General features: G+C 63.8%; 20 protein-coding genes. 8 read left to right on the top strand and 12 right to left on the bottom strand.

Going from position 1 to position 21,774, the window contains the following annotated elements:
* Positions 1-15: 15 nt before the first annotated feature.
* Positions 16-756, bottom strand: a complete 741-nt coding sequence (locus IVB19_RS34570) for a hypothetical protein (RefSeq protein WP_018460068.1) — start codon at positions 754-756, stop codon at positions 16-18.
* A 206-nt stretch (positions 757-962) separates the two neighbouring features.
* A complete protein-coding gene (locus tag IVB19_RS34565; RefSeq protein ID WP_026233937.1) occupies positions 963-2,117 on the bottom strand; it encodes an acyl-CoA dehydrogenase family protein in 1,155 nt (384 codons plus the stop codon).
* A 256-nt stretch (positions 2,118-2,373) separates the two neighbouring features.
* Between IVB19_RS34565 and IVB19_RS34560 the strand changes: the two genes are divergently transcribed.
* Positions 2,374-3,774 carry a TAXI family TRAP transporter solute-binding subunit gene (locus IVB19_RS34560; RefSeq protein WP_026233936.1) on the top strand — a complete coding sequence of 467 codons (1,401 nt, stop codon included), beginning with the start codon at positions 2,374-2,376 and terminating at the stop codon, positions 3,772-3,774.
* Between the two features lie 154 nt (positions 3,775-3,928).
* Here IVB19_RS34560 and IVB19_RS34555 read toward each other — a convergent pair whose 3' ends face one another.
* From IVB19_RS34555 to IVB19_RS34550, 3 genes are all read right to left on the bottom strand, one after another.
* Positions 3,929-5,038, bottom strand: a complete 1,110-nt coding sequence (locus IVB19_RS34555; protein WP_253075226.1) for an amidase family protein — start codon at positions 5,036-5,038, stop codon at positions 3,929-3,931.
* The gene (locus IVB19_RS40145) at positions 5,038-5,535 is read right to left on the bottom strand and encodes an amidase family protein (protein ID WP_253075158.1); all 498 of its coding nucleotides are present in this window, start codon (positions 5,533-5,535) and stop codon (positions 5,038-5,040) included. The genes IVB19_RS34555 and IVB19_RS40145 overlap by 1 nt, the downstream gene beginning before the upstream one ends.
* A gap of 108 nt (positions 5,536-5,643) precedes the next feature.
* The gene (locus IVB19_RS34550) at positions 5,644-6,105 is read right to left on the bottom strand and encodes a GNAT family N-acetyltransferase (protein WP_018460065.1); all 462 of its coding nucleotides are present in this window, start codon (positions 6,103-6,105) and stop codon (positions 5,644-5,646) included.
* Between the two features lie 501 nt (positions 6,106-6,606).
* On the opposite strand from IVB19_RS34550, the gene IVB19_RS34545 reads away from it, so the two are divergent.
* A complete protein-coding gene (locus IVB19_RS34545) occupies positions 6,607-6,780 on the top strand; it encodes a hypothetical protein (protein WP_007604975.1) in 174 nt (57 codons plus the stop codon).
* A gap of 14 nt (positions 6,781-6,794) precedes the next feature.
* Positions 6,795-7,004, top strand: a complete 210-nt coding sequence (locus tag IVB19_RS34540) for a hypothetical protein (protein ID WP_085352004.1) — start codon at positions 6,795-6,797, stop codon at positions 7,002-7,004.
* A gap of 20 nt (positions 7,005-7,024) precedes the next feature.
* Here IVB19_RS34540 and IVB19_RS34535 read toward each other — a convergent pair whose 3' ends face one another.
* Positions 7,025-7,348, bottom strand: a complete 324-nt coding sequence (locus IVB19_RS34535) for a response regulator (RefSeq protein ID WP_245288562.1) — start codon at positions 7,346-7,348, stop codon at positions 7,025-7,027.
* Between the two features lie 181 nt (positions 7,349-7,529).
* On the opposite strand from IVB19_RS34535, the gene IVB19_RS34530 reads away from it, so the two are divergent.
* The gene (locus IVB19_RS34530; RefSeq protein WP_018460062.1) at positions 7,530-8,303 is read left to right on the top strand and encodes an SDR family NAD(P)-dependent oxidoreductase; all 774 of its coding nucleotides are present in this window, start codon (positions 7,530-7,532) and stop codon (positions 8,301-8,303) included.
* Positions 8,304-8,571: 268 nt separating this feature from the next.
* On the opposite strand, the gene lepA is transcribed toward IVB19_RS34530, so the two are convergent.
* Complete coding sequence (gene lepA / locus IVB19_RS34525) at positions 8,572-10,383, bottom strand: translation elongation factor 4 (RefSeq protein WP_018460061.1); 1,812 nt, start codon at positions 10,381-10,383, stop codon at positions 8,572-8,574.
* 126 nt (positions 10,384-10,509) lie between these two features.
* On the opposite strand from lepA, the gene IVB19_RS34520 reads away from it, so the two are divergent.
* The gene (locus IVB19_RS34520; protein ID WP_026233935.1) at positions 10,510-12,135 is read left to right on the top strand and encodes a glycosyltransferase family 39 protein; all 1,626 of its coding nucleotides are present in this window, start codon (positions 10,510-10,512) and stop codon (positions 12,133-12,135) included.
* A 15-nt stretch (positions 12,136-12,150) separates the two neighbouring features.
* Here IVB19_RS34520 and IVB19_RS34515 read toward each other — a convergent pair whose 3' ends face one another.
* The 5 genes from IVB19_RS34515 to IVB19_RS34495 form a co-directional block, all read right to left on the bottom strand.
* Positions 12,151-12,468: an HPr family phosphocarrier protein gene (locus tag IVB19_RS34515; RefSeq protein WP_018460059.1), complete on the bottom strand. Its 318-nt coding sequence runs from the start codon at positions 12,466-12,468 to the stop codon at positions 12,151-12,153.
* Positions 12,465-12,866: a PTS sugar transporter subunit IIA gene (locus tag IVB19_RS34510; protein ID WP_007597752.1), complete on the bottom strand. Its 402-nt coding sequence runs from the start codon at positions 12,864-12,866 to the stop codon at positions 12,465-12,467. The genes IVB19_RS34515 and IVB19_RS34510 overlap by 4 nt, the downstream gene beginning before the upstream one ends.
* Positions 12,867-12,999: 133 nt before the next feature.
* Entirely contained in the window at positions 13,000-13,524 is a 525-nt protein-coding gene (locus IVB19_RS34505; protein WP_018460057.1) for an HPr kinase/phosphorylase, read from the bottom strand.
* Positions 13,521-15,326: a sensor histidine kinase gene (locus tag IVB19_RS34500; RefSeq protein ID WP_018460056.1), complete on the bottom strand. Its 1,806-nt coding sequence runs from the start codon at positions 15,324-15,326 to the stop codon at positions 13,521-13,523. The genes IVB19_RS34505 and IVB19_RS34500 overlap by 4 nt, the downstream gene beginning before the upstream one ends.
* Positions 15,327-15,442: 116 nt before the next feature.
* On the bottom strand, positions 15,443-16,144 hold the full coding sequence (locus IVB19_RS34495) for a response regulator transcription factor (protein ID WP_007597749.1): 702 nt from the start codon (positions 16,142-16,144) through the stop codon (positions 15,443-15,445).
* A gap of 242 nt (positions 16,145-16,386) precedes the next feature.
* Between IVB19_RS34495 and IVB19_RS34490 the strand changes: the two genes are divergently transcribed.
* The 3 genes from IVB19_RS34490 (at position 16,387) to IVB19_RS34480 (ending at position 21,710) form a co-directional block, all read left to right on the top strand.
* Complete coding sequence (locus tag IVB19_RS34490; protein WP_026233934.1) at positions 16,387-17,136, top strand: HugZ family pyridoxamine 5'-phosphate oxidase; 750 nt, start codon at positions 16,387-16,389, stop codon at positions 17,134-17,136.
* Between the two features lie 63 nt (positions 17,137-17,199).
* A complete protein-coding gene (locus IVB19_RS34485; RefSeq protein WP_247820791.1) occupies positions 17,200-19,794 on the top strand; it encodes a CHAT domain-containing protein in 2,595 nt (864 codons plus the stop codon).
* A 299-nt stretch (positions 19,795-20,093) separates the two neighbouring features.
* On the top strand, positions 20,094-21,710 hold the full coding sequence (locus tag IVB19_RS34480) for a phosphoenolpyruvate carboxykinase (RefSeq protein WP_018460052.1): 1,617 nt from the start codon (positions 20,094-20,096) through the stop codon (positions 21,708-21,710).
* Positions 21,711-21,774 lie beyond the last annotated feature (64 nt).

Genomic DNA, 21,774 nt, shown 5'->3' with positions numbered 1-21,774 from the left:
CACAAACCCGGAAATTCAGTGGCCGACAAGTGTTACGGCCTCGGCAGGAGCGGTTTCATGGGACCGCACGAATACAAAACGGGATGCCGCGGGGATCTGTGCGTCGGCGCTGCCATCCTGGCCGATGAGGATAAGTCCCGCGCCGCCATTGGCTACATTCAAGATGACGGGGGCGCCCTGCCAGGTCCTGATTGGCTCCATTCCGATGATGAGAAACTCACCGATCGGCTGGTCGAAATATTGAAGCCTCAGTTGTGGTCCGACTTCTGCAGCCGCCAGGCCGAAACCCAATTGTTTGGCGCGCGCGTAGATGTCTGCCAGCAACGCAGTGTCGGTCCGAAAGCCCAGTTCGGCTGCCGACACCGTGAAAAGCTCTACGCTCGTTGTCGTGGCGCTCACGGTAAACGTCGGCCGCGCGAGAATTTCGCCGGCCGAGTTTCCGATGCCACAACCTGCCGCATCCAAAGCGTTACTGAGGGCGAAGAAGTTTGCAAACGTCCCGATCCTTATCGTCTTCCACGCAGGGACATCGACGGCGGATTTGATTGGGATTTGCGGCCCAGACGGCGCTTGCTTGAGCTTCAGGTGATTCCGCAGGACGTCTCGCGCCGAGCATTGAGCCACGGCCTCGCTCGCAAACAGGAAAGTGCATGCGATGCAGAGGATGGCGATAATGAGAATGCCACCATGGTGCCATCCCGGCGAACGCCCCTGAATGGCATGGCAACTGACTTTCCTGCCAGCTGTTCGGCCCATAACGGACCTCTCTTGCGCAAATCCAGCGCGCTAAGAAGAATTCGGAATCATCACTTCCATGTGGTCGGCGCGGTTACAGCGGAAAAGCTGTCGTTCCTATAGCTATGGAAATTAGTCGGAGAAAATTCACGAAGGTTCAGCGACGAAGACGCCGGAGGGCAACTCAATAAAGGTCAGCGTGCGTGCACTTTCGTAACTGCTCGACGTCAGCGGTCCCCTGAAAGGATCATCTTACCGACATCCTCGTAATGCGTGTCGCGCGCCTGGATCTGCTGAGCGATGGCGTGCATGTCGCGAAAGCGGCGCTCGAACGGATTGCTGCGGAATACGGCGGTCGCGCCGGCCATGTGATAGGCGGTGTCGACCACTTTGGCCGATTGGTGGATGGTCCAGGTCGCGGCGAGGCGAACCGAGCCCCGATGTGCCGCGCTGAATTCGCCGGTCGTACAGAGATCGCGCCACATCGCACTTGCCGTCGCATAGAGATAGGCGCGCGCGGCCCGCAGGTCGCCCTCGGTGCGGCCGATCAGGCCCTGGACCGCCTGGTTGTCGCGCATGGCGCTTGCCGCCAGCGACTGATGCTTGCCGCGCGCCAGCGCGATCGCGGCATCCAGCGTGGCGCGCGCCACGCCGAGCGACACCGCGGCAAAGCCGAGGCTGAACGTCGAGCCGGTGCCGATCCTGTAAAGAGGACCCTGCTCGCGTAGCGCGGACGGCACGTCACGAAACGCGGTGAAGCGCTCGGGGATGAACAGGTCGGCGACCTCGTAGGAATCGGTGCCGGTGCCGGCGAGCCCGATCGCCTGCCAGACGTCGTGCAGCACGCCGCTCGCGACCGGAAACAGGATGGTGCGCACCTCCGCCGAGCCGTCGGCATTTTTCCGCGGCGCGCCGTCGGCTCCGACGATGCGGACATGCGCGCCGAGCCAGCTCGCCTGCCGCGAGCCGGAGGCAAAATCCCAGCGCGCCGTGACGCGATAGCCGCCTTCGACCGCCCGCGCCTCATGCGCGATCGCGCCCCAGGCGAGGATGCCCGGCGCCGTGTTGAAGATCTCCTGCGCGGTGTCGTGGTCGAGCGAGGCCGCGATCATGGCGCAGACCGTGCATTGGCCGAGGCACCAGGCGGTGGAGGCATCCGCTTTCGCGATCTCCTCCAGCATCTGCATGAAGGCTTCCGGCGGCGCTTCGGCGCCACCAAGGTTCTGCGGCAGCAGCGCGCGATAGAGCCCGTTCTCGATCAGCGCGCCGACGACGGGATCGGTCAGTCGCCGCGTCCGCTCGATCTCGTCGGCTTCGCGCGCGATCAGCGGCGCAATAGCCCGTGCCCGCTCGACGAGGCCAAATCCGGAAGTTGCGTTCATGCGCGTTTCCTCGCCCATTCTACCGTGAGCGGTCAATCGCACGATGGTGATCTATTTGGCGAGGGGGATCAAGTTGGTGTGGCGTCAATCCGGCCATCGCCACGTGAAGTGCGGAATCAGAGATGATCGCGCAAGCTCGAAAGGCTCACGCCGGGCCAAGAAACTATTGGGGCTGCTCCGACATTATCGTTTTCCAGAAGAGCATGATACTGTTCCGAAACAGGCAGCGATTTTGGCCTCCAACCGGCAGCGGCAAATGTCCTCGTCTGATGCTCCGATGAAACGCAGTGACGCAGCCCGCAGAGGGCGGAGACAGACGAAGACCCTATTGCTGATTTTAGCCATCGGATTTCTCGTTTTCGGTGCCGCTGCGGGCACGTTGTATTACGCGCTGCGGCCGATAACGCTTCGGATTGCCGTCGGACCGCCGGGAAGCAACGATCACAAGGTGATCGAGGCGATGACCGAGGCCTTTGCCAACGAAAGCAGGACGGTGAGGTTGTCTCCGATCGCGACCGCCGGAGCGGCCGAAGCTCTCGCTCTGCTCGGTGCCGGCAAGGCCGACCTTGCGGTCGGTCGCGGCGATCTGGAAATGCCGGCCGACGCGCAAACAGTCGTCATCTTGCGCAAGAACTTCGTCGTGCTGTGGTCTTCTTCGGGACCGGCGGGCAAGGGCTCCAAGCGAAAGCCGGCGCCCAAAATCAAGGAGGTCGCCGATCTCGCAGGGCGCAGGGTGGGGGTGATCGGCGCGACCCCGGCGAACGCCGCGTTGCTGAGAGTCATCCTGAGCGCCGCCGGTGTGGAGCCGGACAAGGTCACGGTCACTCAATTCGGCACTGGCCAGCTCGAGGAGCTGGCGCGTGACCCGAGCCTCGACGCCTTCATGGCTGTCGGTCCGCTCGACAGCAAGATAACTGCCGACGCCGTCGCCGCGACCGCCCGGGCGCGTGGCGAGCCGAAATTTCTCGCGATCGACGCATCGGAAGCCATCGCCCTGAAGCATCCGCGTTATGAATCGGAGGAAATTCCGCCAAGCATTTTCAATGCGAATCCAGCCTGGCCCGATGACAAGGTGGAGACCGTCAGTGTCAGCCATTTGATCGTCGCCCGGAAAGCCTTGTCCGAAACGACAGTGTCAGCGTTTTACCGCCAGCAATTTGCCCTCCGGCAGGCGATTGCCAGGCAGGTGCCTGGCGCTGCGCAAATCACCAAGCCGGACACCGAGAAGGAAGCCGAGCTGCCGGTTCATCGGGGAGCGGCGGCCGTGATCGACGGGACCGAGCGCACCTTCCTCGACAGATATGGCGACTACTTCTGGTTTGCGCTCCTGCTTCTCTCCGGCATTGGCTCGGCCGGCGCCTGGCTGCGTCAATATCTGAATCGGGATGAACGCGACGAGAACACTGGCCATCGCAACAGAATTCTGGCGCTGGTTTCCAAGGTGCGCACCGCGGAATTCGACCACGAGCTATTGGCCATGCAGCAGGAGGTCGACGCCATCATCGTCGAAACACTTGGCTGCTACGATGACGGCGCCATCGAGGAAGAGGAGCTGGCAGCCTTCGGCCTGGTGCTCGAACTGTTCGATCATGCGCTCAGCGAGAGGCGCGCAGCGTTGCAAACCCCTCCTTCGAACGTGCTCGCCGCGCGGCGGTAGCGATACCGGCTTTGGTATCCGGAAGTTGCGTTCATGCGCGTTTCCTCGCCCATTCTTGGTGTGAGCGGTAAGGAGGCAATCGTGGTCTATCCGGCGGGGAGGATCAAGCTGGTCCTAGCGTCGGTCTCGCCAGCTCGCGCTGACACGGGCGACATCACAGCTCGGGCAGACCCGACGGCGGCCTGCGTGCGTTGGCTGCTTGCTCGAAGGCATACGCCAGACGCAGCAGCTTGTGCTCGCTCCAGGCGCGCCCTGCGAAAGTGACGCCGAGCGGATAGTCGGGCGTGTCTTTGCCGTCGTCTGTCCCCGAGACGAATCCGCCGGGCACCATGACGCTGGGATAACCTGCCTTGGCGGCGATTGCGGCGCCATAGGCGCCGGGGAATAGCACCGCGTCGAGCTCGTGCTGGTTCATATAGGCGTCCATGCCGCGCGTCCTGGCGGAGAGCAGGTCCATGGCACGTGCGGACTTGTACTCGGGCTCGCTCAGATCGCCCCTGGTCAAGTCAGCGGCGAGGAAGTGGTCCTGTCCGAAACGCAGCGCATTGTCGGCGTTTGCTGCGTTGAAGGCCACGATGTCGGCCATGGTCTTGATGTCAGTGTTGGTCGCCCAATCCCTCAGGTAGAGATTGAGATCGTGCTTCAGCTCGTACAGAAAGACGACCGGCGGCCTTGCGACCGTGCCTTTGTGGGCGCTGAGCGGATTGCGGTTGAGCACAGCCATGGTCGTGCCCGGCCCACCGATCCAGCCAAGTGTGGGCATGCTGGCGCGCACGATGACGGCGCCGAGATCCTCCAGCACCTTGATCACCTCAGCCATCAGCTTGGCCGACTTCGCCGGCAGCTTGCCGTAATAGCAATCGTTCAGCGGGTCAGCGGGGTCGCTCGGCACGCCGATGCGCGCGCCCTTCATCGCGTCGGCGACGAGGCCGGCGGTGTAGTCGGCCGGCCGCCGCTGCTCTTGCGTCGCTGGGTCGAGCGGGTCCTTGGCAGCCAGCACATTCAGCAACATCGCGGCATCGCGCACCGTGCGCGTCATCGGACCGGCGGTGTCCTGGCTGTGCGCAAGCGGCAGGATGCCGGCGCGGCTGATCAGCCCGACGCTCGGTTTCACGGTGACGAGGCCGTTCAGGCTGGCGGGGTGCAGCAGCGAGCCCGAGGTTTCGGTACCGATCGAGGCCGCGCACAGTCCGGCCGCCACCGCGACCGCCGAACCCGAGCTTGAGCCCCCTGGGGTCAGAACCGGGATGCCGTGCTCGTCCATCAGCCCTGGTGCGTAGGGGTTCTTACCTGCCCGCCCAGCGATGAATAGCCCGAGGGCATGTCGATCGCGAGCATGTTGGCGAACTCCGTCAGGTTCGCCTTGCCCAGGATCACCGCGCCGGCGCTCCGCAGCAGCTTGACGATGGTGGCATCATCCCTGGCGCGCGCGCCCTCCAGCGCCAGCGAGCCCGCCGTGGTCGGCTGTTCGTCTCCGGTCGCGATATTGTCCTTGAGTAGGATAGGGACGCCCGCCAGCGGCCGCTGGGCCGACGGCCTCGTGCCGGCGAGCGCATCGGGATTGAGTGCACGGACCGAGTTGAGCTTAGGCCCGTCGCGGTCATAGGCCGCGATGCGCGCGAGATAGAATTCCGCCAGCGCTCTCGCGGTGATCCGTCTGCCGGCCAAGGCATCGATGACGTCGCTCATGGGCGCGTGCGCGAGCATCTGCATGGTCGACGCCGGCGGCTCAGTCAGGCCAGCTCTAGGAAGCTCGGACATTTGCCTTTCCTTGCTCCATTCCATCGCGAGTGCGAGAGGCACTATCGTGGCGGATTTGGCGGGGAGGATCAATGAGGGGCGATGGGTTTCGCAAGCGCCAAGCCCATCTTACGAACTGCCATCGAGCAATCGCTCCATGACGATCGTGCGTTCGTCACCATGATAGCTGTCGCGCGCCGCCCTGAATCCAAGGCCGGCGTAGAAGGTTTCAGCGGTGATTGAGGAAGAAAGGGTCAGCGAAGGGATGTTGCGCTCGCGTGCGGTACGCTCGATCTCGGCCATCAGCAGCTTGCCGATGCCGCGGGCCTGAACGTGTGGAGCGACGAAGACAGTGCGGACGACGGACCCGTCGAGGCTCGCGGTCCCGACGATGCGGCTGCGGATGGTAGCGACAAAAACGGTGCGTTGCCCAATGAGCTGCCGCACAGCGTCCGGACTGAAGCCGCGCACGATCCTTTCGATGACCTCGTTCGGATAATCCTTCGCGTTGGTTTCCCGCAGTGCACGCACGATGACCGCGCTGATATGAGCGGCGTCATCTTCAAGTGCAGGACGGATTGTGCATTCCATGGGCCACTCCAGTTCGCGGCGTGAAAAGCACAAAGACCGCTCGCTATTGCAGTCCCAGACCGCTGCAGTACCACGCCATGTCTTCGTGTCTCCAGCCGCGCTTGACGCCTGATTCCTTGCATTCATTGTAGGTCTTGAAGTTAGCTCCGTTTCGGCAGCCTGACGGATAGCTCCCAAAGCCGCCACCCGAGGTGGAACATGCGACCGAACTGGCCGCCGTGGTCGGGGCGACAGTGGCTTTGGGTGCTGCGTTCGCTGATGTGATCGACAAAATCAGCAAGCCCCCTAACGCAAGAACCGACGCTTTCATTGCATTCTCCTGATGGAACGATGCGTATACTATCTCAGGATGCATTATAGCTGGAGGCGCAACCTGAATGAAAGAGACCCGCGCTGCGGGCGCCCTCTGGTTTTCCATTCAACACCAAACCGGACAGCGTTGGTTCCTCTGAAGGAACGGTCAGGAGCTCAAGGCGTTTGAGGTAGCGAAAGGACACTTGCATGACCGAGAAATTCGATCCGGCACCGCCGGACAAGAACGCGGAAGATCTCAAGCGTGGCATCCGACGCGACAAGGCCAGGGACGACGAGCTGGACAAGGGCTTGAAGGACAGTTTCCCGGCGTCGGACCCGGTGAGCAGCACCCAGGCGTCCAAGGCAACACCGGACGCATGAAGGAGGGATAGACTATGGGCCTCGCAGCCTATGATATTGTTGGCAGGGACGGTGCCTGGCACGTCGACCACGATGGCGAAATCCGGAACACTTACCAGACCAAGGAAGCCGCTTTCGAGGCGGCTGTGGCCGCGGCATCGCTCGCCATGCGGCAGGGTCATTCCGTCCGGCTAACGGTGCCGGAGAGCGAGAACACCGTCGGCGCAGAAAATTCGGGCGGATGACCTTCGAGAGCATCCTGGTTCTACACGGCCGCCAGCAAATGGGCGGGCGCAAACGGCTTGCGCAAAAAGGTCGTGTTGGGCGGCAGCGGCGCCATCACCGTCCCGGACATCAGCACGATGTTGAGCCCCGGATGAGCACTGCGAGCGTATTCTGCGAGCTCAAGCCCGGTCATTCTCCCTGCGAGGTTGTGATCGGTGATGAGCGCCCGCAGCTCCGTGCCCGTCGAGGCCACGATAAGCTCCGCGGCTTCCGCAGTGGCGCACTCGACGACTTCGAACCCTTCGTCCTTGAGAAGGTCGGACAGAACTTCGCGCTGGAGTGAGTCGTCCTCGACCAGCAGCATGACGAAATTCGACATGCGGTCATTCCCAACTTATCGGATGTTAATGCGCATCCCGGAAGATTGTTCGGTTGTGATGTCTTCGTTCGGCGCTCCTTGCGCCACGGCATGATCAGTCGAACATGTTGCATTCTCCTTGAGGTTTCGACGCAGGCGCCGAAGCGGGGGTCGAACAGGAGCGGCAATGGCAATCGTCTTCATCACCGGCAGCACGGACGGTCTGGGCCGCGCAGCTGCCCAGTCTCTGCTCGAACAGGGCCACCAGGTCGTCCTGCACGCACGATCAGCGGAACGTGCGACCGCAATCTCCGAGCTTGAATCGCATTCCGCACGGGTCGTGATCGGCGATCTCAAGAGCGCCGCCCAGACGAGACACGTGGCAGATCAGGTCAACGCAATCGGACGAATGGACGCGGTCATCCACAACGCCGGGGTCTATACCGAGCGCAGCCGCGGCCCGACCCCCGAAGGCCACGCCACCACCCTGGCAATCAACACGCTCGCGCCCTATTTGCTCACCGCCCTGATGAAGCGCCCCGATCGGCTGGTGTATCTCAGCAGCGGACTACATCGCGGCGGAGAGGGATCGTTGAGCGATCTCGACTGGACGAGGCGAACCTGGGATCCGGCCAAGGCGTACGCGGAGAGCAAACTGCACATGGTCGCACTGGCCTTTGCCTTGGCGCGGCGTTGGCCGCAGGTGCTGAGCAACGCCGTCGATCCCGGCTGGGCGCGCACCAAAATGGGCGGTGCCGGAGCGCCGGTCGGCGTGGCCACCGGACAACGGACGCAGACCTGGCTCGCTGTGAGCGATGATCCCGCCGCCCTGGTCAGCGGTCGTTACTGGCATGACCTCCGGCAACAAGAGCCGGCGCACGAAGCAGTTGATCCCGATTTTCAGGAGCGGCTTCTGGACAGGCTGGGCGAGTTGACGGGAGTGATGCTTCCACCGGCGTAGAAGCAATTCGCCTGAAGCCCACATCTTCCCAAAGCGTCGGGAGGCCGATGCTGCCTCTCATGCGCACGGCATTGCCACGTGCTGCATGATGCCATCATGCCCCTGTTTTGCCCGACGAGTCAAACGAAATTCTGAAAATCAAAAGTTCAATCCGAACAAGCCCCTCGCTACTGTGCATGGGGTTGTTTTCGCGTTTTTTTGTTTTCGGTCCCGAAAAGCGCGGACCGGACCTGTCTCGCCGCGCTCGCGGCGGCCTAAAGCCGTCGCCTCAGCTGTCCACCTTCAACGCGGCGATGAAGGCTTCCTGCGGGATGTCGACCTTGCCGAACTGCCGCATCTTCTTCTTGCCTTCCTTCTGCTTCTCCAGAAGTTTGCGCTTACGCGTGATGTCGCCGCCGTAGCACTTTGCGGTGACGTCCTTGCGCAGCGCGCGCACCGTCTCTCGCGCGATCACCTTGCCGCCGATCGCCGCCTGGATCGGGATCTGGAACATGTGCGGCGGGATCAAATCCTTCATCTTCTCAACCATGGCGCGGCCGCGCCCCTCGGCGCGGGTGCGATGCACCAGCATCGAGAGTGCGTCGACCGGCTCGTTGTTGACCAGGATCTGCATCTTGACCAGATCGGCCGGCTTGTAGTCGGTGAGATGATAGTCGAACGAGGCGTAGCCCTTGGAGACCGACTTCAGGCGGTCGTAGAAGTCGAACACGACCTCGTTGAGCGGCAGATCGTATTTCACCATGGCGCGGGAGCCGACATAGGTCAGCTCCTTCTGCGAGCCGCGGCGGTCCTGGCACAGCTTCAGCACGCTGCCGAGATATTCGTCGGGGGTGAGGATCGTGGCCTCGATCCAGGGCTCCTGGATCTCCGCGATCTTGACCACATCAGGCATGTCGACGGGATTGTGAATCGAGATTTCCTGTCCGTCGGTCAGGCTCATCTTGTAGATCACGCTCGGCGCGGTCGCGATCAGGTTGAGATCGAATTCGCGCGACAGACGCTCCTGGATGATCTCCAGGTGCAACAGCCCGAGGAAGCCGCAGCGGAAGCCGAAGCCGAGTGCGGCCGAGGTCTCCATCTCGTAGGAGAAGCTGGCATCGTTGAGGCGCAGCTTGCCCATCGCCGCGCGCAAGGTCTCGAAGTCGTCGGCGTCGGCGGGGAACAGGCCGCAGAACACCACGGGAATGGCCGGCTTGAAGCCCGCCAGCATCTCGGTGACCGGCTTCTTGTCGTCGGTGATGGTATCGCCGACACGGGTGTCGGCCACTTCCTTGATCGCGGCGGTGATGAAGCCGATCTCGCCGGGGCCGAGCTCGTCGACCTGCGTCATCTTCGGGGTAAAGAAGCCGACGCGCTCGATGTCATAGGCCGCGCCCGTGCCCATCATGCGGACCCGGCTGCCCTTCTTCATGACGCCGTCGACGACGCGGATCAGCACCACCACGCCGAGATAGACGTCGTACCAGCTGTCGACGAGCAACGCCTTCAGCGTCGCTTCGCGATCACCCTTCGGCGGCGGCAGGCGGGTGACGATCGCTTCCAGCACATCGGGCACGCCGAGGCCGGTCTTGGCCGAGATCATCACGGACTCGGAGGCGTCGATGCCGATGACGTCCTCGATCTGCTGCTTGACCTTCTCCGGCTCTGCGGCGGGAAGGTCGACCTTGTTCAGGACCGGAACGATCTCATGCCCCGCATCGAGCGCGTGGTAGACGTTGGCGAGCGTCTGTGCCTCCACGCCCTGGCTGGCGTCGACCACCAGCAGGGAACCCTCGCAGGCCGCCAGCGACCGCGACACTTCGTAGGCGAAGTCGACATGGCCGGGCGTGTCCATCAGGTTGAAGATGTAATCCTTGCCGTCCTTGGCGCGGTAGGCGAGGCGCACTGTCTGCGCCTTGATGGTGATGCCGCGCTCGCGCTCGATATCCATGGAATCGAGCACCTGCTCCTTGCCCGCCATTTCCCGGTCGGTGAGGCCGCCGGTCATCTGGATCAGGCGGTCGGCCAGCGTCGATTTGCCATGGTCGATATGGGCGACGATGGAGAAATTGCGGATGTTGGAAATGGGGACGGTCGTCATGGGCGCGGGATACCACTCACACCCCCGTGCGGCAACCATATTGCTGTAATTTCAGGGCCTTTGTTCACGCCAAGCTGATTCCACGAAGGCCCGAAACGCGCTACGCAACGCCTGATGTCCAGGCCCATGACGACGACCTCGATCCCGTCTGCCCGAGCGCGCGCGAAGACCCGGGTGAGCTATGCCCGCTTTCGCGCCTGGCTGGTTGCCAGCGCGACCCGCCCCGAGGCGCGCCTCTGGCTGGTGATCCAGCTCGCCATCCTGCATGCGGTGCTCTGGACCTTCATCCTGATCAATCTCAAGGCAGCGCAGGACGTTCACATGGACGTCGCGGAAGCCTGGGGCTGGGGGCAGAAATTCCTCTGGGGCTATGGCAAGCACCCGCCGCTGTCGGGCTGGGTCGCCGGCCTCTGGTTCACAGTGTTCCCGCCGACGGACTGGGCGACCTATGCGCTGGCGATGGCGACCGTCGGCACCGGTATGGTGATCTGCTGGCTCATCGCGCTGCGCGTCGTGGATGCGCGGCGCGCGTTCCTGGTCGTGGTGATGGTCGCGCTCTACCCGATCTTCAATTTCAAGGGTTTCAAGTACAATCCCGACCTGCTCCAGCTCGTCACCTTGCCGCTCCTCGTGCTCGCTTATCTCAATGCGTTCGAGAAGCGGAGCTGGCAGTCCGGAGTGTTGCTCGGCCTTGCCGGCGCGCTGGCGCTGATGACCAAATACTGGGTGCTGACCATGATCGGCGCCATCGGGCTTGCCGCGCTGATCCATCCGGAGCGAATGAGATTCCTGTCGTCGCCGGCACCGTGGGTTGCGATCGCGACGATGGTGGTGGCGATGATCCCGCACATCGTGTGGCTGGCGGACGCGCATTTCGTGCCGCTGACCTATGCCGGCGATACCTACAGCCTCGAGGACAGCGGCCAGGTGCATCAGCTCGTGACCGGCTATGCCCTGCATAATGTCGCGCTGCTGGCATTGCCGGTGGCGCTGGCCGCGCTGGCGATGGCGCTGGTGCCACCTTGGTTCAGGCTGCTCCTGCGTGCGCCCTTGCGCATCGTCACGCGGGACTGGGCGCGCGGCGCGAATTCCAGCGTGAACCTTTCGCAGGCGCGCAACGTCTGGCTCATCCAGATCATCGTCGCGGTCGGCCCCGCGCTCGGCGCGCTGGCCTTCAGCATCTACATGAAGACCGATTGGGGCATCTCGCTGTTCTTCCTGGTGCCCTTGGCGCTGGTCGCGATCCCGGCGTTGCGGGTGCAGAGCGCTGCGCTGTTCAACATTGTCGCGATCTGGCTCGTGCTCAGCGTTGCCACGCTCATTGCCTCGCCCTGGATCGCCGCCCGCGAGATGGCGGCCAATGCCGGCAATACGGCGACTTACGGCGCGCGCTCGGATCTCGCGCGCGAGCTGACGCAGGCCTGGCACGCGCGCTTCGCCTCGCACTGGGCGGTCGTCGCCGGCACCATGGAATCGATCCAGCCGATGGTGTTCTACAGCCCGGATCATCCGGCCGCGTTCACGCCGCTCGAGGCCTGGGGGTCCGGATTGATTTCGCCCGATGACGTCAAGCGATACGGCTTCATCGGCGTGTTCGACCCGGCCGATGGTCGCCTGCCGGCGTTCGAAAAATGGGTGTCCGAAGTTGCGCCGAAGGCCGAGCGCATCGTAATGACGACGCGCCGTTTCACTCACGGCAAAGCCGGTCCGTCGATGAGCTGGAACATCTACATCGCGCCGCCGGGGAATTGATCGAAGCGAATCCGCCTAAATCCCTTCCTCGTTGAATTTGCTTTCAACGAGTTCGGTGATCGCCGCGAGCGCGGCCTCGGCATCATCGCCGGACGCGGCGACCGTGATGGTGGTGCCGGGACCGGCGGCGAGCATCATCAGGCCCATGATCGAGGTGCCGCCGACGGTTTCGCCGCCGCGCGTCACCCAGACCTGCGCGCTGAAACGCTCGACGGCCTGAACGAACTTGGCGGAGGCCCGCGCGTGCAGGCCGCGCTTGTTGATGATCAGGAGGTCCTTGGAGATCGCGCCCGCGGGCACGCCCGTCCCGGCTTGCGGCGCCTCGTCGCTCATTTGCCGGCGAGGACGCGGCTGGCGATGGTGACGTATTTGCGGCCGGCTTCCTGGGCCATCGCGATCGCGTCGGGGAGCGGACGCTCCTCGCGCACCTTGGCGAGCTTCACCAGCATGGGAAGGTTGATGCCCGCGAGCACTTCGACCTTCGGCCGGCTCATGCAGGATATTGCCAAATTGGACGGCGTGCCGCCGAACATGTCGGTGAGGATCGCGACGCCGTCGCCGGAATCGACGCGGTTAACCGCCTCGATAATGTCGCTTCGACAGAGATCGGAATCATCTTCGGCGCCGATCGTGATCGCTTCGATTTGCTTTTGTGGGCCCATGACATGTTCAAGCGCTGCCTTGAATTCGTCGGCAAGGCGCCCGTGGGTCACAAGTACTAGACCAATCATCGGAAAACTCCTCGCGGGCGCTTTTGGTGCACCGCACGAACGCGCCACTTTGACCATCCAGAGCCCCCGCGCAAGAGGGGATGTTGCGTATCTCCCTGAATCTAGACGGATGGATAAGGGGAGCTGCGCCGGTCTATTCGGTCGCGAGTGTGGGGTTCATATGGTTACCATTTCCCTTCAAACAATCGCCTGAAGGGTTAACGGGAGATGAACTCTTGGTAGTGGTCAAGGCCGCGACAACCAGAGGAAGGGGCAAATAGTCGCGGCCGACTGGGATTCGTGGTATTTCGACACCTAAAATGGCTGTTTTCAGGGATTGGGCCGGCGGCAGCCGCTCCGCATCCGCGGCGTCCAGATCGACCACGAGGCCGACGGTCGCATGCTCCACAAAGTCGCAGCGGCGGATTCCCAGCCCCCGGATCTCGATCAGGCCGGCCAGAACCGGGGCGGGGCGGACCTCAATTTCGCGGCCGACTGTCGCCAGATGGACACGGTCATCACCGACCAGAACGGCCGTTTCGAGCACGCCGCTGCGTCCTGCCATGATCAAATCGAAGGCAAGGCGCGACTTGCCGGAGCCCGAGGGCCCGCGGATCAGCACCGCCAGATCTCCAACCTTGACCGCCGAGGCGTGAACGCTGGGGCCACCGTCGCTCATAGCGCCGGCAGCCTCACCACGAAACGCGCGCCGACAACACTGGGCGCGCCGTCCTCGTCCGCCGGGCCGAGGCGGTTCTCCGCCCAGATGCGTCCGCCATGTGCGTCGACGATCTGCTTGGAGATCGACAGGCCAAGGCCGGAGTTCTGGCCAAAGCCCTGATGAGGGCGGTCGGTGTAGAAGCGCTCGAAGATGCGCTCCAGCGCGTCGTCGCGGATTCCGGGGCCGTCGTCGTCGACCACGATCTCGATCTCTCCGCGTACGCGGCGGCAGGTGAGGCGCACCTTGTTGCCGGGCTCGGAGAAGGACTGTGCGTTCGAGAGCAGGTTGGAGACCACTTGTCCGAGTCGCGAATCGTGGCCGGTCACGGCGAAATTGTCGGTCGGGCTGCGGCCCTCGAAACGCATTTCGACCGCGACGTCATGGCCGAGCTTGGTTTCATTGGCGACGGAGACGAGCGTCGTCAGCAGGCGGCGCAGGTCGACCGGAATCGCATCCTGGCGCTGCAGTTCTGCATCGAGACGGCTGGCGTCGGAGATGTCCGAGATCAGCCGGTCGAGCCGCTTGACGTCATGCTCGATCACCTCGAGCAGGCGCGCGCGGCTGTTCTCGTTGCGCGCCAGCGGCAACGTCTCGACCGCGGAGCGCAACGAGGTCAACGGGTTCTTCAATTCGTGCGCGACGTCGGCGGCGAACATCTCGATCGCTTCGATGCGGCTGTAGAGTGCACTGGTCATGTCGCGCAGCGCACCGGAGAGATGGCCGATCTCGTCGCGACGACGGGTGAAGTCGGGAATTTCGACGCGGGTCCTGATCCGGCGGCGGATCAGCTCGGCGCTATCGGCGAGCCGGCGGACCGGACCTGCGATCGTGCTGGCGAGCAGCAGCGACAGCATGATCATGACCGCGGCGGCGACGCCGCCCACTTTGAGGATGGCGAGGCGCTCGGCGGTGACCATCTGGTCGATGTCGTCGCCCTGCGTCGACAGCATCAGCGCGCCATGGATGGCGCGCGAGCGCAGCACGGGGACCGCGACAGAGACGATCACCTCGCCGCGCGCATTGACCCGCACCATCGAGCGCTTCTGGCCCTGGAGCGCGTCGCCGACCTCCGCATAGCCATTGCCGTTCTCGGGGCCGAGCTCGCGATAGAGCGGCAGGTCGCCGCGATTGAGCCAAGTACGGACCGCGACCATGCCGCGTTCGACCATGCCAGGCTTCTCGGCGGACACTGACGGCAGGGGGAAGCGCACCACGGTATCGAGGCTGCGGCTATCGACCAGCAGGCTGCCGTTCGGGTCGTAGATGCGGGCGCGCGTCTTGGTCGGCGAGATCAGCGTGCGCAGCACCGGTGCCACGCGCTCCGGATTGATCGGAAAATCCAGCGGGGAATACTCGTCCGAGCCGCCATAGGTCTCGCCCGGCTTGAGGTCGAGCAACCGGTCGGGGTCGATGGTGATGGCGTTGGTCTGCACCGTCGCGGACGCCGCGATCGCGCCGGCGATGATCTCCGCCTGCACCAGCAGGCTCTGCGCGCGCGCGTCGATCAGGCCGGCGCGGAATTGCGACAGATAGAGGATGCTCGCCACCAGCGCGACCAGGCCGGCGAGGTTGAGCGAGACGATGCGGCGGGTCAGGCTCGAGAAGGACAGCGCGAAGAAGAACTGCCCGGCGCGCTTCAACCAGTTCAGTGGACGCCAGCCCCGCACGGCCAGCTTGTCCTCAGCCAATTGATCCGGAGCGCCGTGGGCGGTGACGTCCTCGGCGTTCTGGTTCTCGTCAGGCTGCGTTCGGTCAAGCAATGCTCACGCCCGCGTTAGGACAGCTCGTGCGAAGGTCCCCGCATCCTAGAGCCATCCCGGTCCCGATGGAATCAGAACCGGCGATGCTCTCGGTCTTTCGTGGAGGCGCGTGCGCCTCAGGCTTCCTTGAAGCGGTAGCCGACGCCGTAGAGCGTCTCGATCATCTCGAACTCGTTGTCGACCACCTTGAACTTCTTGCGCAGCCGCTTGATGTGGCTGTCGATGGTGCGGTCGTCGACATAGACCTGGTCGTCATAGGCGGCGTCCATCAGCGCGTTGCGGCTCTTCACCACGCCGGGCCGGGTCGCGAGCGCCTGCAGGATCAGGAATTCGGTGACGGTCAGCGTCACCGGCTCGTTTTTCCAGGTGCAGGTGTGCCGTTCAGGATCCATGCGCAGCAGGCCGCGGTCGAGCGCCTTGGCGTCGTTCTCCTTCGGCGTGACGGTCGGGTCCTTCGGCGCCGAACGGCGCAGCACCGCCTTGACGCGCTCGACCAGCAGGCGCTGCGAGAACGGTTTGCGGATGAAGTCGTCGGCGCCCATCTTGAGGCCGAACAGCTCGTCGATCTCTTCGTCCTTCGAGGTCAGGAAGATCACCGGCAGGTCGGATTTCTGCCGCAGCCGGCGCAACGTCTCCATGCCGTCCATGCGCGGCATCTTGATGTCGAGGATGGCAAGATCGGGCTGGGTGGTGCGGAAACCGTCGAGCGCTGAGGCGCCGTCGGTATAGGTCATGATGCGATAGCCTTCGGCCTCCAGCGCGATCGAGACGGATGTGAGAATGTTGCGGTCGTCGTCGACCAAAGCGATTGTGGGCATGAGCCTCTGCTTTCTGCTTTCCGTTTGGGTCGTGGCTTGAAAACGGCGAGCAATCCACTGATGCGCCGCATACATGGGTGCCGATGTTGGCATTCGAACCTTGTCACCGAGCAATGCAAGCTAGGCTGAAGTGTGACCAAGTTCCACGAAACACGGCAGATTCGCCGCATCTCGACCCATAACCGGGCCCCGGTTTACCCGAAAAAAGGCCCTCCATGCAACCACCTGACCCGAGAAAGCCGATGCAACCGACCCCCGACTTCGACCCCGGAAAGCTCGCCAAATCGCTGCTGCGGCGGTCACGGCAGGGGGCCTTGGCGACATTGATGGCCGGCAGCGGCGATCCTTATTGTTCCCTGGTCAATCTGGCGAGCCATCCGGATGGCTCTCCGATCCTGCTGATCTCAGGATTGGCCGTGCACACCAGGAACATCCTGGCCGACAGCCGGGTGTCCTTGATGCTGGACGAGCGGGCGGCGGGCGATCCGCTGGAAGGTGCCCGGATCATGCTGTCCGGCCATGCCGAGCCGGCCGATGCCGACAAGGATCTGCTCCGGCGACGGTATCTCAATGCTCATCCCTCAGCGGGAGCCTTTGTTTCCTTTAAAGATTTCTCTTTCTTTCGGATCCGGCCTACGGGAACCCATCTGGTCGCCGGCTTCGGCCGGATCGTCGACCTCAAGCCGGAGCAATTCCTGACCGACCTCACGGGGGCCGAGGACTTGCTGACGGCGGAGGAGGGCGCGGTGGAGCACATGAATGCCGACCACCGCGAGGCCATGGGCCTCTATGCAACAAAACTGCTCGGTGCTGCCGCGGGCGACTGGCGCTGCACCGGCTGCGACCCGGAGGGCCTCGACATGCAGGACGGCCAGACCGTCTTGCGGCTGGATTTTCCGGAGCGGGTGGCTGATGGCACGGCGCTGCGCAAGATGCTGGTTCGCCTCGCCGGCGAAGCGCGCACCAGGATGAACCAGAGCGCAACACATTGAACGCTGCTGCCCATCGCCGCGACCCAAGTTCGTTACCGGTCAGAAGGCGGCGGCGAGAGCGTCATGACAGAATGGAATAGACGGACGCTGGTTGCGGGTTTGACGCTCGCGATCACCGCATCGCTTGTCACGCCTAGCGTCGCCCAGAAAGGTCTCGCCGCGGAGAGCGCGCGGATCAACACCCTCATGAGCGCCGGCAGATATTCGGAAGCACTGCCTTTGGCGCAAGGTATGGTCGCGAACCTGGAGAAGAGCGACACAGGTCGCGAACTCGCCGCCGCGCTGAACAACCTCGGCCAGGTTCATGCCGGTCAGGGCCACGACGATCTGGCGGAGCCGCTCTACAAGCGCGCCATCATGCTGATGGAAAAGTCGCTCGGTCTCGAAACCCCGTTGATCGGAGCCGAACTGAGCAACCTCGCCGCGCTCTACCAGCGGCAGAGCCGCTACGCCGAGGCTGAGCCGCTGTTCAAGCGCGCGCTCGCCGTTCGCGAGAAGGGATTGTCGCGCGAGCATCCCGATGTCGGCCAGTCACTCAATAATCTCGCCACGCTCTATGTGAAGCAGCAGCACTATGCCGAAGCCGAGCCGCTGTTTCAGCGGGCGCTCGCGATCTACCAGAAGGCTGGCGGCTCCGAGCATCCGGCGGTGGCCACCGTCCTGAACAATCTCGGCCAGGTCTATCGCGATCTCAATCGCGATGCGGACGCGGAAGCGCCGATCAAGCGCTCGCTCGCGATCCGGGATAAGGTGCTGGGACCGGATCATCCCGACGTCGCCCGCTCGCTGAACAATCTCGCCGGCCTCTACGAGCACCAGCAGCGCTACGGTGACGCCGAGCCGCTCTATCGTCGCGCGCTGGTCATCCGCGAAAATGCACTCGGGCCCGATCATCCCGAGGTCATGACCTCGACCGGCAATCTGGCTTATTTCCTCTACGTGGCCGGGCGCGCCGCGGACGCATTGCCGTTCGCGGAAAGGACTCTTCGGGGCGATCGCGCCCAGTTGCGCATCGTCTTGCCGGTCCTGTTCGCCGCGCGCCAACAAGATCTGCTGTCCGGCGACAAGGCGCTCGACGAGGCCCTCGCCGCGATCCAGCGCGGCACGCAATCCTCCGCCGCATCCGCCGTGAACAAGCTCGCGGTTCGGCTTGCCGCCGGCAGCGACCGGCTCGCCGAGCTGGTGCGCCGGGATCAGGATCTCGCGGCTGAGTCAGAGGCACTCGACAAGGCGATCGTTGCCGCAGTGTCGAAGCAATCCGCGCAGCGCGATCTCGCAACCGAACAGCGCAGCCGCGCGCGGATTGCAATGATTGCCAACGAGCGTGCGGGCTTGCAGAAGACGCTCGCGGTCGAGTTTCCCGACTACGCGTCACTCTCCAATCCGCTGCCGTTGACGGCAAAGGACATCCGGCTGCTGCTGTCGGCCGACGAGGCGATGGTGCTCTATTCCGTCGTCGACAAGCAGAGCTGTGTCATCGCGATCACGCGCGAGGGCGTCGACTGGAAGGCCATCCCACTCGGCGCGGATGCGCTGACGCAGAAGGTGACGGCATTCCGCAAGGGACTCGACGTCGGCAAAGCGCGCGACGCCTCCGGCAAATCCGGATTGTTCGATCTGGCGCTCGCCAACGAGCTCCATGTCGCGCTGCTCGGTCCGGTCGAGGCGTTGACAAAGCACAAGCACAGCCTGCTGGTGGTGCCGTCGGCTGCGCTGACCGCATTGCCGTTTCATCTGCTCGTCACGGAGAAGCCGCAGGCTGCGATCCCGGACACGCTCGAAGGCTATCGCGGCGCCGCCTGGCTGCTGCGGCGCCAGGCCGTCTCGGTGCTGCCGTCGGTGGGCAGTCTGAAATCGCTGCGGGCCTTCGCGCGTCGGGATCAAAGCGTGAAGCCGATGACCGGCTTCGGCGATCCCGTGTTCAATCCTGCACTGGAAGGGCCCGCCGAGCGGCGCGCCGCGAACGGCAAGGTCGCCGCGCGCAGCATCGCGACCATCGCCTATAGTGATTTCTGGCGCGGTGCCGGCGTCGATCGCGCGCGGCTTGCGCAGGCGCTGCCGCAACTGCCCGACACCGCCGATGAGTTGAACGCGGTGGCCAGGGATGTCGGGGCTTCCGAGGCCGACATTCATCTCGGCCGCGACGCCAGCGAGACGACGCTCAAGCGTGCAGCGCTTGCTCAATACGGCATCATCTACTTTGCCACCCACGGCCTCGTTGCCGGCGACATCAAGGGACTGGGTGAGCCCTCGCTCGCGCTCTCCATTCCCGATCAGCCCACTGAACTCGACGACGGTCTACTCACCGCGAGTGAAGTCGCTCAGCTCAAGCTCAATGCGGATTGGGTTGTACTGTCGGCCTGCAACACCATCGCGGGCGACAAGCCCGGCGCCGAGGCCCTGTCGGGACTGGCGCGCTCGTTCTTCTACGCCGGTGCGCGCGCGCTCCTGGTCTCGCATTGGGCCGTGGATTCGGAAGCTGCCACCCGCCTGACCACGATGATTTTCGAGCTGCTCAAAAACGAACCACAAATCGGGCGTGCCGAAGCCTTGCGCCGCGCGATGTTAACCTACGTTGACGACACCTCGTCTCCGCGCAACGCCTATCCAGCGATGTGGGGGCCCTTCGCGCTCATCGGCGAAGGCGCGGTACGATAGGGCGGGCTGCGATTGTCCTTCAGCTGTCTTGGACATTGTGCGTTGCAATAACCTCAGGAAACGCCGAAACGCACATTTGGTTGCGCGATCATTGTCGATTTTTTGATGCGCCTGCTCAGAGCTGACATGCGCGACGTTTGGCGCGGTCCTTGAATAAACCAAATCCTAAGGGATCAGCTTGGCAACGCCAGCGTTCATCAGTATTAGGTCGTTCCAACCGAGGCCGAACGGCCTGTAATCACGGTGACCGCGGCGGCGCCAAGCATGATCGCGCTGAGTGGGTTCTAGGAGGATTTTTCGTGCAAGAGACGGGCGTGCGCAACGGTGCCTTCGGCGCCGACAAATTCGGCTTAAAGAATCTCAAGCAGGTTCACTGGAACCTCGGTGCGCCGCAACTCTATCAATACGCGCTCTCCGCGGGCGAGGCGGTGCTGTCGGCCGATGGCGCGCTCTGCGCCGACACCGGCGAGTTCACCGGCCGCAGCCCCAAGGACAAATTCACGGTGCGTGACGCCACCACCGACAAGAAGATGTGGTGGGCCGGCAACCAGTCGATCACCGCAGAGCAGTTCGAGACGCTCTACCAGGACTTCCTCAAGCACGCCGAAGGCAAGTCGCTGTTCGCACAGGACCTCTATGGCGGCGCCGATCCGGCTTATCGCATCAAGACCCGCGTCTTCACCGAGCTCGCCTGGCACTCGCTGTTCATCCGCACGCTGCTGATCCGTCCCGAGGCGATCGAGCTCTCGGCGTTCGTGCCCGAGCTCACCATCATCGACATGCCGAGCTTCCGCGCCGATCCGAAGCGCCATGGCTGCAAGTCGGAGAATGTCGTCGCGATCGATTTCGCCCGCAAGATCGTGCTGATCGGCGGGTCTTACTATGCCGGCGAGATGAAGAAGTCGGTCTTCACCACGCTGAACTACTATCTGCCCGAGCGCGGCGTGATGCCGATGCATTGCTCGGCCAATGTCGGCGCCAAGGGCGATGCGGCGATCTTCTTCGGCCTGTCCGGCACCGGCAAGACCACGCTGTCAGCCGATCCGAACCGCACGCTGATCGGCGATGACGAGCACGGCTGGGGCCCGAACGGCGTCTTCAACTTCGAAGGCGGCTGCTACGCCAAGTGCATCAAGCTGTCGCAGGAAGCCGAGCCCGAGATCTATGCCGCCTCGACCCGCTTCGGCGCGGTGCTCGAGAACTGCGTGTTGGACGAAGACACCCGCGTGGTCGATTTCGACGACGGCTCCAAGACCGAGAATACGCGCTCGGCCTATCCGCTCGAGTTCATCCCGAACGCCTCGCGCACCGGCCGCGCACCGCAGCCGAAGAACGTGGTGATGCTCGCCGCCGACGCCTTCGGCGTGCTGCCGCCGATCGCCAAGCTCTCGCCGGCGCAGGCGATGTATCACTTCCTGTCGGGCTACACCGCCAAGGTCGCTGGCACCGAGCGCGGTCTCGGCAATGAGCCGCAGCCGGAATTCTCGACCTGCTTCGGCTCGCCCTTCCTGCCGCTCGACCCCTCCGTCTACGGCAACATGCTGCGCGACCTGATCGCCCAGCACAATGTCGACTGCTGGCTGGTCAACACGGGATGGACCGGCGGCAAGTACGGTACCGGCTCGCGCATGCCGATCAAGGTGACGCGCGCGCTGCTGACCGCGGCCCTCGACGGCTCGCTTCGCAACGTCGAATTCCGCACCGATAAATATTTCGGCTTCGCGGTCCCGACCGCGCTGCCGGGCGTGCCGAGCGAGATCCTCAACCCGGTCAACACCTGGAAGGACAAGGACGAGTTCGACAAGACCGCCCGCGCGCTGGTCGGCATGTTCCAGAAGAACTTTGCCAAGTTCGAAGCCCAGGTCGACGCCGAGGTCCGCGCCGCTGCACCGGACGTGAAGCTCGCGGCGGAGTAAGCTTGCGTCGTTTGAAATTCGAAAGGGCGGCCGCGAGGCCGCCCTTTTGCTTTTCAAGATGTCT

The sequence above is a fragment of the Bradyrhizobium sp. 187 genome, from assembly GCF_023101005.1.
GTDB classification, from domain to species: domain Bacteria; phylum Pseudomonadota; class Alphaproteobacteria; order Rhizobiales; family Xanthobacteraceae; genus Bradyrhizobium; species Bradyrhizobium canariense_D.
The sequence above is the reverse complement of the archived record's forward strand: the minus strand, read 5'-3'. Positions and strand labels throughout refer to the sequence as shown.

What these genes read in the sequence shown, in the direction of transcription:
- IVB19_RS34540 (WP_085352004.1), top strand. Translation starts at nt 6,795, where the DNA reads ATGGGCCTCGCAGCCTATGATATTGTTGGCAGGGACGGTGCCTGGCAC.
- IVB19_RS34485 (WP_247820791.1), top strand. Translation starts at nt 17,200, where the DNA reads ATGACAGAATGGAATAGACGGACGCTGGTTGCGGGTTTGACGCTCGCG.
- IVB19_RS34490 (WP_026233934.1), top strand. Translation starts at nt 16,387, where the DNA reads ATGCAACCGACCCCCGACTTCGACCCCGGAAAGCTCGCCAAATCGCTG.
- IVB19_RS34560 (WP_026233936.1), top strand. Translation starts at nt 2,374, where the DNA reads ATGTCCTCGTCTGATGCTCCGATGAAACGCAGTGACGCAGCCCGCAGA.
- IVB19_RS34555 (WP_253075226.1), bottom strand. Translation starts at nt 5,038, where the DNA reads ATGGACGAGCACGGCATCCCGGTTCTGACCCCAGGGGGCTCAAGCTCG.
- IVB19_RS34515 (WP_018460059.1), bottom strand. Translation starts at nt 12,468, where the DNA reads ATGAGCGACGAGGCGCCGCAAGCCGGGACGGGCGTGCCCGCGGGCGCG.
- IVB19_RS34550 (WP_018460065.1), bottom strand. Translation starts at nt 6,105, where the DNA reads ATGGAATGCACAATCCGTCCTGCACTTGAAGATGACGCCGCTCATATC.
- IVB19_RS34520 (WP_026233935.1), top strand. Translation starts at nt 10,510, where the DNA reads ATGACGACGACCTCGATCCCGTCTGCCCGAGCGCGCGCGAAGACCCGG.
- IVB19_RS34565 (WP_026233937.1), bottom strand. Translation starts at nt 2,117, where the DNA reads ATGAACGCAACTTCCGGATTTGGCCTCGTCGAGCGGGCACGGGCTATT.
- IVB19_RS34530 (WP_018460062.1), top strand. Translation starts at nt 7,530, where the DNA reads ATGGCAATCGTCTTCATCACCGGCAGCACGGACGGTCTGGGCCGCGCA.
- IVB19_RS34545 (WP_007604975.1), top strand. Translation starts at nt 6,607, where the DNA reads ATGACCGAGAAATTCGATCCGGCACCGCCGGACAAGAACGCGGAAGAT.
- lepA (WP_018460061.1), bottom strand. Translation starts at nt 10,383, where the DNA reads ATGACGACCGTCCCCATTTCCAACATCCGCAATTTCTCCATCGTCGCC.
- IVB19_RS34505 (WP_018460057.1), bottom strand. Translation starts at nt 13,524, where the DNA reads ATGAGCGACGGTGGCCCCAGCGTTCACGCCTCGGCGGTCAAGGTTGGA.
- IVB19_RS40145 (WP_253075158.1), bottom strand. Translation starts at nt 5,535, where the DNA reads ATGTCCGAGCTTCCTAGAGCTGGCCTGACTGAGCCGCCGGCGTCGACC.
- IVB19_RS34535 (WP_245288562.1), bottom strand. Translation starts at nt 7,348, where the DNA reads ATGCTGCTGGTCGAGGACGACTCACTCCAGCGCGAAGTTCTGTCCGAC.
- IVB19_RS34495 (WP_007597749.1), bottom strand. Translation starts at nt 16,144, where the DNA reads ATGCCCACAATCGCTTTGGTCGACGACGACCGCAACATTCTCACATCC.
- IVB19_RS34570 (WP_018460068.1), bottom strand. Translation starts at nt 756, where the DNA reads ATGGGCCGAACAGCTGGCAGGAAAGTCAGTTGCCATGCCATTCAGGGG.
- IVB19_RS34510 (WP_007597752.1), bottom strand. Translation starts at nt 12,866, where the DNA reads ATGATTGGTCTAGTACTTGTGACCCACGGGCGCCTTGCCGACGAATTC.